This window comes from Tepidanaerobacter sp. EBM-49 (assembly GCF_001896645.1).
Lineage (GTDB): Bacteria > Bacillota > Thermosediminibacteria > Thermosediminibacterales > Tepidanaerobacteraceae > Tepidanaerobacter > Tepidanaerobacter syntrophicus.
On sequence record NZ_MPPE01000013.1, the window covers coordinates 1 to 12100 of the forward strand.

11 protein-coding genes are annotated in these 12100 nt (G+C 40.2%); 7 read left to right on the plus strand and 4 right to left on the minus strand.

Translation table 11 applies throughout. From position 1 onward, the window contains the following. Nucleotides 1-165: 165 nt before the first annotated feature. Complete coding sequence (locus BUE08_RS02015; protein ID WP_353682072.1) at nt 166-1569, plus strand: MFS transporter; 1404 nt, start codon at nt 166-168, stop codon at nt 1567-1569. 7 nt (nt 1570-1576) lie between these two features. On the opposite strand, the gene BUE08_RS02020 is transcribed toward BUE08_RS02015, so the two are convergent. The 3 genes from BUE08_RS02020 to BUE08_RS02030 are packed head-to-tail and all read right to left on the minus strand — an operon-like array spanning nt 1577 to nt 3445. Further along, a complete protein-coding gene (locus tag BUE08_RS02020; protein ID WP_059031301.1) occupies nt 1577-1783 on the minus strand; it encodes an FmdB family zinc ribbon protein in 207 nt (68 codons plus the stop codon). A gap of 26 nt (nt 1784-1809) precedes the next feature. Beyond that, complete coding sequence (smpB, locus tag BUE08_RS02025; protein WP_059031300.1) at nt 1810-2277, minus strand: SsrA-binding protein SmpB; 468 nt, start codon at nt 2275-2277, stop codon at nt 1810-1812. A 49-nt stretch (nt 2278-2326) separates the two neighbouring features. Continuing rightward, the gene (locus BUE08_RS02030; RefSeq protein WP_286680235.1) at nt 2327-3445 is read right to left on the minus strand and encodes a THUMP domain-containing class I SAM-dependent RNA methyltransferase; all 1119 of its coding nucleotides are present in this window, start codon (nt 3443-3445) and stop codon (nt 2327-2329) included. A 155-nt stretch (nt 3446-3600) separates the two neighbouring features. Between BUE08_RS02030 and BUE08_RS02035 the strand changes: the two genes are divergently transcribed. Further along, on the plus strand, nt 3601-5040 hold the full coding sequence (locus tag BUE08_RS02035) for an RtcB family protein (RefSeq protein WP_286680236.1): 1440 nt from the start codon (nt 3601-3603) through the stop codon (nt 5038-5040). Nucleotides 5041-5199: 159 nt separating this feature from the next. Here the strand turns inward: BUE08_RS02035 and BUE08_RS02040 are convergent, their stop codons facing one another. Beyond that, on the minus strand, nt 5200-6045 hold the full coding sequence (locus BUE08_RS02040; protein WP_286680237.1) for a phosphatase PAP2 family protein: 846 nt from the start codon (nt 6043-6045) through the stop codon (nt 5200-5202). A 120-nt stretch (nt 6046-6165) separates the two neighbouring features. Here BUE08_RS02040 and BUE08_RS02045 point away from each other — a divergent pair, with 120 nt between their 5' ends. From BUE08_RS02045 to purF, 5 genes are all read left to right on the plus strand, one after another. After that, a complete protein-coding gene (locus tag BUE08_RS02045) occupies nt 6166-7329 on the plus strand; it encodes a pyridoxal phosphate-dependent aminotransferase (protein ID WP_281742829.1) in 1164 nt (387 codons plus the stop codon). Nucleotides 7330-7532: 203 nt separating this feature from the next. Then, a complete protein-coding gene (gene purS, locus BUE08_RS02050; RefSeq protein ID WP_286680238.1) occupies nt 7533-7781 on the plus strand; it encodes a phosphoribosylformylglycinamidine synthase subunit PurS in 249 nt (82 codons plus the stop codon). A 2-nt stretch (nt 7782-7783) separates the two neighbouring features. Then, nucleotides 7784-8488, plus strand: coding sequence for a phosphoribosylformylglycinamidine synthase subunit PurQ (gene purQ / locus BUE08_RS02055; protein ID WP_281742833.1), 705 nt, complete (start codon nt 7784-7786; stop codon nt 8486-8488). Then, nucleotides 8485-10698 carry a phosphoribosylformylglycinamidine synthase subunit PurL gene (gene purL / locus BUE08_RS02060; protein ID WP_286680239.1) on the plus strand — a complete coding sequence of 738 codons (2214 nt, stop codon included), beginning with the start codon at nt 8485-8487 and terminating at the stop codon, nt 10696-10698. Before purQ ends, purL begins: the two co-directional genes overlap by 4 nt. Then, nucleotides 10695-12098, plus strand: coding sequence for an amidophosphoribosyltransferase (gene purF, locus BUE08_RS02065; RefSeq protein WP_059031293.1), 1404 nt, complete (start codon nt 10695-10697; stop codon nt 12096-12098). The genes purL and purF overlap by 4 nt, the downstream gene beginning before the upstream one ends. The last annotated feature ends 2 nt before the right edge of the window (nt 12099-12100 follow it).

Below are 12100 nucleotides of genomic sequence, written 5' to 3' on the forward strand. Positions count from 1 at the left end.
TGAGTTTATACTCATCCTGTGGAAAGGATGGTGAGGTCTTTTTTCTACGTCCGAATGAATTTTTCCTGCAAAAAACCTAGAAATATTTTACACTATCAATGACTAAAAATAAAATTCTTCCATAAATTGATTTTTTAATATTTGAAGTGATATAATATTTTCATGATGAACAGGGAAAACAAAAGCAAATGGTCTATTCTTATAGCCGTAATGCTTGGAAGCATAATGGCTCCCATAGACGGCAGTATCATGAATATAGCAATGCCTACCTTGACGAAGGTTTTTAATGCTCCGCTGGAAATTGTAAGCTGGGTATCTATGGCGTACCTTTTAGTAGTAAGCAGCACGCTGCTTATGTTCGGCAGGCTAGGCGATATAAAAGGTTATAGGCCTATATACCAAACAGGACTTTTAATATTCACAGTTGCATCGGCCCTGTGTGGATTATCGCACAGCATATCTGCCCTTATAGCCGGCAGAGTTTTTCAAGCCATAGGTGGGGGAATGCTGCTTTCCATGGCACCTGCTATTTTAACTGCTGTATTTCCCGCAACAGAGCGGGGTAAAGCCCTGGGAATGAATGCTATGTCGGTAGCGGTGGGACTTGCAATAGGTCCGAGTTTAGGCGGATTTCTTGTATCAACACTTGGGTGGGAATATATCTTTTTCATTAATGTGCCGATAGGCTTTATAGCACTGATATGGGCACAAATTGTTTTACCAAAGACTTATGATCGCAGAGATGAGCGCTTTGATACAATAGGCGCTTTACTGGCGTTTCTATTTTTATTTTCCTTGCTTTTATACATAAACCGGGGAAGCCAATGGGGATGGACATCGGCTATAGGAATAGCACTGCTTGCCCTGGGAGTGCTTTCAATATTGGCGTTTATTAGCATAGAGAGCCGGCATCCTGAACCTTTGTTAGATTTGTCGCTGCTTAAGAACAGACTTTTTACAGCCGGAACAATAAGTACACTGCTTAATTTTAGCGCTCAATACATAATGACGTTTTTAACACCTTTCTATCTTACCCAAAAAGGACTGTCAGCAAGTACTGCAGGTGCGGTTATGACAGCTTTTCCTGTGGTAATGCTGATAGTATCTCCTATCAGCGGCATATTATCGGATAAAATAGGCGCCCGCGGGCTTAGCACCCTAGGCGCTGCAATAAGTGCTTTAGGTATATTTTTAATGTCTACACTAACGCTGGATAGCCCAATTTTGCATATTGTGGTAGTTCTAGCAGTATTCGGGATAGGAAATGGCCTTTTCCAGTCGCCTAATAACAGCTCAGTGATGGGCAGTGTGCCGCGTGACAGACTGGGCATCGCATCTTCTTTCCTGGCCACAATGCGAAATGTAGGAATGGTAATGGGAATCGCTATAGGCGGTGCGGTATTTTCTAATTACAACCAATATTTTTCTATAACTAAGGGACTGCCTGAGCCGGATGCATTTATGGCTGCCATACGTATAGCTTACTTAGCCGGTATGGCACTGGATATATTGTGTGCCCTTACATCGGCGGTAAGAGGTAAACCGGATATAAAGAAACAAGAAGATTAATAAGCTATCAATGGCTGCAGGAACTGCAATTGCCGCTGCATGAGCTGCAAGATGAGCCGCCGGAGCCGTTTTTTCTCGTAAATAGAAATCCGGTAAAAAGCTGTTTTACTTCACCTTCGCAAATCGGACAGCGTACTTTTTCTTTATCTTTTATGCTTACAAACTCACTAAAGCGGTGACCGCATTTTTGACATTCAAAATCAAATGTTGGCATTTTTTCACTTCCTCAATAAGCTGATATTATACTTTATTAAATTCTTTAAAAGCCTTTTCTATCTCTCGAGATGCGTCCTTTTGCCGCGCATCTTCCCGCTTATCATATAAAGCCTTGCCTTTGGCTAAAGCAAGCTCGACTTTAACAAGTCCTCGTTCGTTAAGATATAATCTGAGCGGCACAAGAGTAAGCCCCTTTTCCTTTACTTTTGATAAAAGACGATTTATTTCTTTTTTATGCATAAGCAGTTTTCTAGGTCGCAATGGGTCCTTGTTATAAATATTTCCTTTTTCATATGGGCTTATATGCATATTGTATAAAAAAATTTCTCCATTTTCAATTCGCGCAAAGCTATCTTTTAAGTTTCCCTTTCCTTCTCGCAGCGATTTTACCTCAGTTCCGGAAAGGGCAATTCCCGCCTCGAAAGTTTCCAAAATATGATAATCATGTCTGGCCTTACGATTAATTATAAGGTCTCGGGACTTTTTCTCCAAGTTGTCACCTCCGTTTACTGAAAACTATAAATTAGATTAATTTCTAATATTAACGGCTGAAATATTGATAATAATAACATTTTATCATGCCGTTGTATAATTTCCTATTTTTATCTGCCTTTTCACCAAAAAAGTATTCAAAGTTTTTATGAGGGGTCAATATATATTTTGACCATGTATCAAATCGCTTAAAAGCCTTGCCCATTTTTCTGTAAATCTCCTCGACTTCATGTTCCTCTCCCATACGTTCACCGTAAGGCGGGTTGCATACGATGCAGCCGTAATCGCCAAATGGTTCTATATCTTTTACATCTGCTTGCTCAAATATGATATGTTCGCTTACCTGTGCTCTACGAGAATTTTCCTCAGAAAGAGCTACGGCATCTTTGCCAATATCAGAGCCGCGAATTTCGAGTTTTTCATTCTTTATCAAAGAGCGAGCTTCTGTTCTTGCACTATTCCACATTTTTTTTGGAATCTGCGGCCATTTTTCGGATACAAATCTCCTTCTAAGGCCTGGCGCAGTGTTGGTTCCTATAAGAGCAGCTTCAATTGGGATAGTTCCGGAGCCGCAAAACGGATCTAGAAAAGGTTTATCGCTTTTCCATTTAGTTAAAAGTACCAGGGCTGCTGCAAGAGTTTCTTTCAATGGGGCAATATTGGATTTTTCTCTGTAGCCTCTTTTGTGCAGTCCGACACCACTGGTATCTATCATTAAAGTAGCTTCGTCTTTCATTAGGGAGAATTGGACTCTGTATAAAGGTCCGTCTTCTTCAAACCAATTCTTCTTATAAAAAGTTTTCAGTCTCTCAACAATTGCCTTCTTTATAATTGACTGACAGTCAGGCACACTGTGAAGTTGAGATTTTAGGGAATATCCCTTTACAGGGAATTGGCCGTTTTCAGGTATCCATTCTTCCCAGGGAAGAGCCTTTGTTCTTTCGAAAAGTTCATCGTAGGTGTCAGCGTGAAATTCTCCCAATTTTATCAAAACCCGTTCAGCAGAACGCAGCCAGATATTTGATCGGCAAATTGCCTCCTCGTTTCCTACGAACTCAACTTTGCCGTCTTTTACAGATATATCTTCATACCCTAGTTTCCTCAGCTCTCTTGCTGTAACAGATTCTACCCCAAAAACCACAGGTGCTATAAATGTGATTGTTGCCATGCTCTTTCCCTCCCGATACCGATTAATATTTTGCATTAATTATATCAGATATACAAGCGAAATTAAAATAGAACTTAAAGCCTTGAAACAGTTGAAAATGATTATCGGATAAGATAAGCTGTAGGTACAATGGCGACAATGCAAAGTTGGAGGTCATGCAAGTGAAAGAACAATTAAAAGAAGTGTCAAAAAATTGCTATACAATGGTACCAAAAGGAAACAATATAGAAATCCGAGTTTATCTGAGCCAAAGACTTTTTAATGAATTTACCGAGGATGAATCCATTTTTCAACTTTACAATGCTTCACTTCTTCCCGGTATAGTAAGCCCTGTAATTGGCATGCCTGACATCCACACAGGCTATGGACTGCCAATAGGAGGGGTCATGGCTGTGCGGTACGATGGAGGTGTAGTTTCTGCCGGAGCGGTGGGCATGGATATAAATTGCGGTGTTAGATTGATGACAACAAAAATTTCAACTGATGAAATTGACAAAGAAATTATTGGTAAAATTTTAAAAGAAATCGCAAAGAAAGTACCAGCCGGAGTCGGGAAATCCAGCGAAATAAAGGAATTTAAAAAACCGGATATGGAGAGCATAGCATTAAAAGGCGCAAAATACTATGTCGAAAAAGGATTTGGCAGAAAAACAGATTTAGAGGCTACTGAAGATAATGGATGTATTGAAGGCGGAGATATTTCTGCTATACCGCAGGAGGCCTTAAACCGAACCGACCAATTGGCTACAATTGGAGGCGGTAATCACTTTTTAGAGATTGGAAGGATAGAAAAGATTTTTGACGAGAAGCTTGCATCAGAATTCGGGCTTAAGAAACAACATTTATATGTAATGATTCATACAGGCAGCCGCGGTTTTGGTCATCAAATTTGCACTGATTACACAAATATAATGTGGAAAAATTCAGACAAAAATGGAGTAAGACCTCCGCAAAAAGGTCTGGCATGTGCGCCGATTCTTTCAAAAGACGGTCAAAACTACCTAAAAGCTATGGCCTGTGCAGCAAACTACGCTTTTTGTAACCGTCAGTTAATAATGCATATAGCAAGAGAAGTCTTTGTCGATGTATTAAAAAAACCAGAATCTGAGTTGGGGTTGGATTTGCTTTACGATGTGGCACACAACATAGCAAAAATAGAAAAACATAAAGGCATCAAACTTTTAGTTCACAGAAAAGGAGCAACAAGAGCTCTGCCCAAAGGTCATCCGGCAAATCCGCAATGTTACAGCGAAACAGGACACCCCGCCATTATTCCGGGAAGCATGGGCACGGCTTCGTATGTTGTGGTGGGCACAGATAAAATAGAGGAAACCTTCTGTTCAGTAAACCACGGAGCAGGAAGATCGATGTCAAGAAAGAAAGCCAGGTCGGAATTTAGCAAAAGAGATTTCCGAGAGCAGGTAGGCAATGTGATAGTTAGCACGAGCAACATCAAGTCCTTGCTCGATGAAGCTCCCCTTGCATATAAAGATATTGATGAAGTTGTTTATACACTGGTGGAAGCAGGTCTTACAAAGCCTGTCGCAAGACTTAAACCCTTAGGAGTTATAAAAGGCGAGGGCGAGGAAGCATGACTTAAATTTTTTAAGCCTTATATGAGTAGCGATAATCCCTTCTGTCATTCTGAACGAAGCAAAGAATCTAGAAGACCTAATCTACCTTGGCTCTCCTGCCATGGCAAGGATTCTTCGCCGGTGCTTGGGATAGTATTTTGCATCAGAAATTTTGCGGTTTTATAAGCTTAGCCGGCAAAATATAGCCGGTGCTCCAAATGTAAGCCATATTCCTACAACAAAGTATTTTAAAAGGGAGAAGAAACTATGTTGCGGCATTATAAGTTTTAAAACGGTGTATATTAATAGAAATCCTCCCAAGCCTATCGCATATTTTTCCAATGTTTTAAGTTTATTTTTCGACTGTGGCTTAAAACCTATCAAATAATCTTCAAACTTGTAGCCCGCAAAGCTTCCCGCTGAAAGACCCATATATATAAAATTATCCTTATATGGAAAAAGAAACGCAAGCCCAAAAGGTATCGCTATCATAAGTATTATGCTATAAAGCATTGGAAGAGGCTTTAATTTTTTTGGCACTACTGTAAATATCCATGACATTAAAAGACCCAATATTATTCCCGCTGCCACATCCCAAGGCCAGTGCAAGCCTAAATACAATCTTGATAAACTTACCAAAAAAATCATTATAATGCCTATAAAATATATTTGTCTGCTCCTGTAATACTGCATAACAACTCCCCAAAAAGTAGCGGTTCCTTGGGCATGGCCGCTGGGAAATGAAAACCCTCCGGCTGATGATACAAACAAACTCCGAATCCCTGGGTTGCCGATAGGCCGCGGGATGGCTGTAATATTTTTTAGTGTAACATTCAGATACATTGAAAACATTAGTGATATAACTAAAGTTATTCCGATTTTTTTATCTATGCTCCAATAAAATATAGGTATCATTATAAGATAAAAAATTGCGCTGCCAAAGTTTGTAATTATAATAAAGAAAATATCAAGAAACGGATTACTAAATGATTGAATAAATTGAATAATTTCAGCTTGTAGTTCCATATCTGCCCTCCAAAATCACATTTCATAATTAATAATAGCATTTTTATAATGTCTTGCCGAGTGATTGCTTTAAAGATATAATCATATAAAAAGTCAATAAATTTTGTAGGAGGTAATCTCATGGATTATCAAAAATATGTTGCCCAAAGGGCAAAAGATATCGAAATTTCTACCATACGCTATTTTTTCAACATGGTAAATGAAGTTGAAGGAGCTATATCGCTGTGCATCGGCGAACCGGATTTTACGACACCCGAACACATAAATCAGGCTGCAGTCGAAGCACTAAATCAGGGACATACGTTCTATACGCCTAATGCCGGACTTTTAGAGCTTCGAGAAGAGATAGCAAAATATTTAAGCCGCCGCCATAAAGTTGATTATAAGCCGGAATCAGAAATAATTGTTACTATCGGAGCAAGTCAGGCCATAGATGTGGCAATAAGGACTTTAATTGAGCTGGAAGATGAAGTGTTAATACCCCAACCTTCCTTTGTAGCTTACAAGCCTTGTGCCATTCTTGCCGGAGGAAAACCGGTATCAGTGCCTACATATCAGGAGGATGACTTTGTGCTGAGGCCGGATGTACTGGAAAAATATATAAGCAAGAAGTCAAAGGTCTTAATACTGCCTTATCCGAACAATCCTACCGGTGCGGTAATGACAAAAGAAGCATACGAAAAACTTGCACCAGTGATAAAAAAACATGATCTTCTTGTTATAGCCGATGAAATATATTCAGAGCTGACCTATGGTGCGGATTACATGGCTTTTGCCGGAATTTCTGACATGAGGGAGCGGACGATTACCATAAACGGATTTTCCAAATCTTACGCAATGACCGGTTGGAGGCTTGGATATATTGCTGCCCCTGAAGACCTTGCAAAAGAAATGCTGAAAGTTCATCAATACAACGTGACCTGCGCTGCTACTATGGGTCAATATGCGGCTATAGAGGCGCTGAGAAAAGGTGATGAAGATATCAAAAGAATGCGCAGCGAGTATGACAAGAGAAGGAAATTTTTATTTGAAAGCTTAAGAGAAATGGGTTTGGAAAGTTTCGAACCAAAGGGAGCATTTTATGTTTTTCCATCTATAAAGAAAACCGGACTTTCTTCTGAGGAATTTGCCAAAAGGCTTCTTCATGAAGCAAAAGTGGCTGCGGTGCCTGGCAATTCCTTTGGGGAAAACGGTGAAGGCTTCGTGAGAATGGCTTATGCCACTTCCATGGAAAATCTTGAAGAAGCAGTGAAGAGAATAGGAAATTTCATAAAGAAGTTTTGAGCATTTTTTTCCAACAAAAACCGCACATTATTATAAAAATGAAATAAAATGTTCGTAAAAACTATTGATTAATGTTCGCTACTGTGATAATATGTATTTACTAAAATTAAAAAATGCCAGTAAATTTATTCTCTATATAGACAGATAATACTTTTGGCCAGAGTATTATCTGTTAAAAATTTTATTTAAAAGGAGAGCTGCATATGTTAGTAGCAAAGATTTTTACTTTTCCAAAGGCGGGAGTTTTAGATCCTCAGGGCAGCGCAGTAAAGCCGGTTATTTCAAATCTGGGCTTTACAAGCGTTAAGGATATTCAAACAGGCAAGTATTTTGAGGTAAAAATAGACGCCTGTGATGTGGCGGAGGCGCGCAAGACAGTGCAAGAGCTATGCTCAAAGGTTTTAGTAAATTCGGTTGTTGAAGATTATGAATTTGAAATATTGGAGGCTTAAAGATGAGGTGTGCGGTTATACAATTTGCCGGAAGCAGCGGCGATGGTGACTGTTGTCATGTATTTAAAAATATTTTAGGTCAATCCGCAGACTATGTCTTTCACAAAGAAACCTTTAAACCTGCGGATTTTGATATTGTGGTTTTGCCGGGAGGAGCATCCCATGGAGACTATCTAAGGCCTGGAGCTCTTGCTGCACATACAAAGGTTATGGAGTCGGTTAAAGAAGCGGCAAATTCCGGAAAACTCATACTTGGAATAGGGAATGGGTTTCAAATATTACTTGAAGCCGGCCTTTTGCCCGGGACAATGCTCATTAATAAAGATATAAAGTTTTATGCCGATGAAGTGCTTGTTAAGGTGGAAAATAATGCCACTCCATTTACCAATCTTTACAAAAAAGATGAGGTAATCCGATTGATTCTTTCGTGCAAATACGGCAGCTATTTTGCCGATGCAAAGACTATAGAACAGCTCAAAAGTCAAAATAAAATAGTTCTTACTTACTGCGGTTTTGGAAAAAACGGTGACGAAGAAGATCCGGTAGCTTCTATGGAAAATATAGCAGCAATAGCAAATCAAGAAGGAAATATTTTAGGCCTTATGCCTCATCCTGAACGCTGCGCGGAAGAAATCTTAGGCAACACTGACGGCCTTAGAATGTTTCAGTCTATCTTGCAATATTTTGAAGGAGGCAAAACGCTATGACTGCTAGAGAAGAAGCTAAGAACCTTGGTTTAACTGATTTAGAATTTGACGAAATAGTTAAAACTCTCAAAAGAGAGCCTAATTACCTTGAACTAAGTTTGTACAGCGTAATGTGGTCTGAACACTGCAGCTATAAAAATTCAAAGGCAGTGCTTAAACGATTTCCTACAGAAGGACCGCAGGTATTGCAGGGCCCTGGAGAGAATGCGGGAATAGTTGATATCGGCGATAATCTCGCGATTGCTATGAAAACAGAAAGCCATAACCATCCCTCGGCAGTAGATCCGTATCAAGGCGCGGCTACAGGTGCAGGCGGCATGCTTAGGGATATTTTTACAATGGGCGCAAGACCTATTGCGCTTCTAAATTCATTGAGGTTTGGAAAGCTCGACGATGACAGGGCAGAATATCTGTTCAGAGAAGCTGTAGCAGGCATCGGTGATTATGGAAATGCCATAGGAGTGCCGACGGTAGGCGGAGAAGTTTATTTTGATGACTCTTATGAAGAAAATCCTTTGGTAAATGCCATGTGTCTTGGTATAGTACCTCACGATAAAATAGTTTTAGGAAAAGCGGCAGGAGTAGGCAATTCCGTTATGATAGTCGGCGCGGCTACAGGGCGCGATGGTATGCACGGTGCAAGTTTTGCATCAGGTGAGCTTACGGAAGGCAATGAAGATCAGGGATCACCAATGCAAGTCGGCGACCCTTTTAAAGAGAAACAACTTATGGAAGCATGCATGGAGCTTCTCCAAAAAGAATGGGTTGTAGGAGTTCAGGATATGGGTGCTGCCGGAGTAGTCTCATCAACAAGCGAAACAGCTGCCCGCGCAGGAAATGGTATAGAAATCGATGTGGCTTTAGTTCCTCAAAGAGACAAAGATATGAAGCCTTATGAAATAATGATCTCAGAGTCCCAGGAGCGTATGCTGGTAATTGTTGAAAAAGGTCACGAGGATGATGTTAAGAAAATCTTCGAAAAATGGGATTTAGACGCAGTGAAATTTGGCACCGTAACTGATGATGGCATGCTGAGAATACTTGAAAATGGTAAAGTAGTAGGCGAGGTACCCGCAGCTTCATTAGCAGGTGGTGTGCCAATAGTTAAAAGAGAAAGCAGAAGACCGGAATATCTGGATAAATTACAGACAGATTTTTCAAAAATCCCAGTGCCTTCAGATTTAAATGATATACTTCTTAAGTTACTGGATTTACCGAATATTGCCAGCAAGGCTATAGTTTATCGCCAATTCGATCAAACTGTAGGCACAAATACTGTAGTTACTCCGGGTTCGGATGCTGCAGTGCTCAGGATAAAAGGCACAAAACGCGGAATTGCAGTTACAATAGATGGCAATGGTTACTACTGTTATCTGGATCCTTATGAGGGAGGAAAGCAGATAGTCGCAGAAGCTGCAAGAAATCTCGTTGTAACTGGCGCTAAACCTGTTGCGCTTACTGATGGATTGAATTTTGGAAATCCTGAAAAACCTGAAGTTTATTACCAATTCGAAAAATGTGTTGATGGTTTGTCAGATGCGGCAAGAAAACTAGGTGTTCCTGTTATAAGCGGAAATGTCAGCTTCTACAACGAAGGCAAACACACTGCTATTTATCCATCGCCTGTTGTCGGCATGCTCGGAGTTTTAGAAGATGTAGAAAAACACTGCACTATGGACTTTAAGCAAGACGGAGATGTGGTAGTACTTCTGGGTGAAAATACTGATGAACTTGGTGGATCAATTTACCTACAGGAATTACTAGATATAGTTGCAGGTCCTGCTCCTAAAGTAGATATCGAAAAAGAGAAAAAAGTTCAGGATTGCTGCTTAAAGGCAATACAGCTCGGCCTTGTAAATTCGGCACATGATATTGTTCAGGGCGGTCTTGCCATAGCGCTTGCCGAATGCTGTATAGCAGGAAACATCGGTTTTGAAGGAGAAATAGAAAGCAATCTTAGACCTGATACATTGCTTTTTGGAGAAGGACAATCAAGAATTATAATGAGCCTCAAACAAGACAACCTTTCTACTTTAAATAAGCTTGCATCAGAACTAGGTGTAAAAGTCAGCGTAATCGGCTTTGTAAAAGGCGACAGCTTAAAGATCACCATAAACCAGAAGGATAAAACAGTAGGCAATATTGAAGTTCCCGTGAAAAAAATGGCAGAGGTCTCTAAAAATGCTATTAAAGGAAGAATGAAAAAATGAGTGATGAATTAAAAGAAGCCTGCGGTGTATTGGGCATATATGAAAATCGAAACAATGCCGGCCTGGGGCGCGATATATTTTACGGCTTATATGCTCTACAGCACAGAGGCCAGGAAAGTGCGGGGATAGCGGTTAGCTCAGGAAATGGAATAAGATACCATAAAGCAATGGGCCTTGCCTCTGAAGTATTTAACGATGAAATACTAGATGACCTTACCGGGCGCATAGGCATAGGACATGTCAGATATTCTACGACAGAGCCTAATACTTTGATAAATTCTCAGCCGCTGGTAGTGCGGTATAAAAGAGGGTCCTTGGCAGTTGCTCACAACGGCAATTTAGTAAACTCTTTAGAACTTAGAACAGAACTCCAAGAAAACGGTGTCGCATTTCAAACAGAAATAGACAGTGAAATAATAGCATTTTTAATAGCACAAGCTCATTCCGGCGACATTGCTGAAGCGGTAGAAAGCTGTATGGGTAAACTGAAAGGTTCTTATGCGCTTGTAATAATGACAGAGGATACACTTATAGGTATGAGAGACCCTAATGGCATAAGGCCGCTTTGTCTTGGCAAAAAAGGTGATTCATATGTCCTTTCCTCTGAAAGCTGTGCTTTAGATACCATAGATGCTGAATTTATCAGAGATGTAGAGCCCGGAGAAATAGTAATAATTAATAATAAAGGCCTGCAAAGCATAAATAAAAATAAAGAAACTTCAAAAGCAGTTTGTATTTTTGAATTTGTGTATTTTGCAAGACCTGACAGCACGATAGATGGTACAAACGTTCATATGGCAAGGCTAGAAGCAGGAAGACTCTTAGCTCAGGAACATCCTGCTGACGCTGATCTTGTAATAGGTGTTCCGGATTCAGGCACTATATCAGCTATGGGCTATGCCCAGGCGTCGGGGATACCTTTCGGCATAGGCCTTATCAAAAATCACTATGTGGGCAGGACATTTATAAAATCTACACAAAACTTAAGAACCATAGGGGTCAAACTCAAACTTAATCCAATAAAAGAAGTTGTTCAGGGCAAACGTCTAGTAATGGTTGATGATTCAATAGTAAGGGGAACTACCAGCGGACTTATTGTAAAAATCCTAAAAGATGCCGGAGCAAAAGAAGTGCATGTGCGGATAAGTTCTCCCCCGGTAACAGACTCCTGCTATTTTGGCATTGATACTTCTAGCCGCAAGGAACTCATAGGTGCTCAGCGAAAAGTTGAAGAAATACGGGAGTATATCGGCGCCGACAGTTTGGGTTATTTGAGCCTTGATGGACTTGTAAAATCGACGGGATTTCCTCGGGAAAAATTCTGCTTAGGGTGTTTTTCCGGTGAATATCCTATTGATGTTCCTGGAGAAGGCAAGGGTTACCTATTTGAAAAACGGTAAAT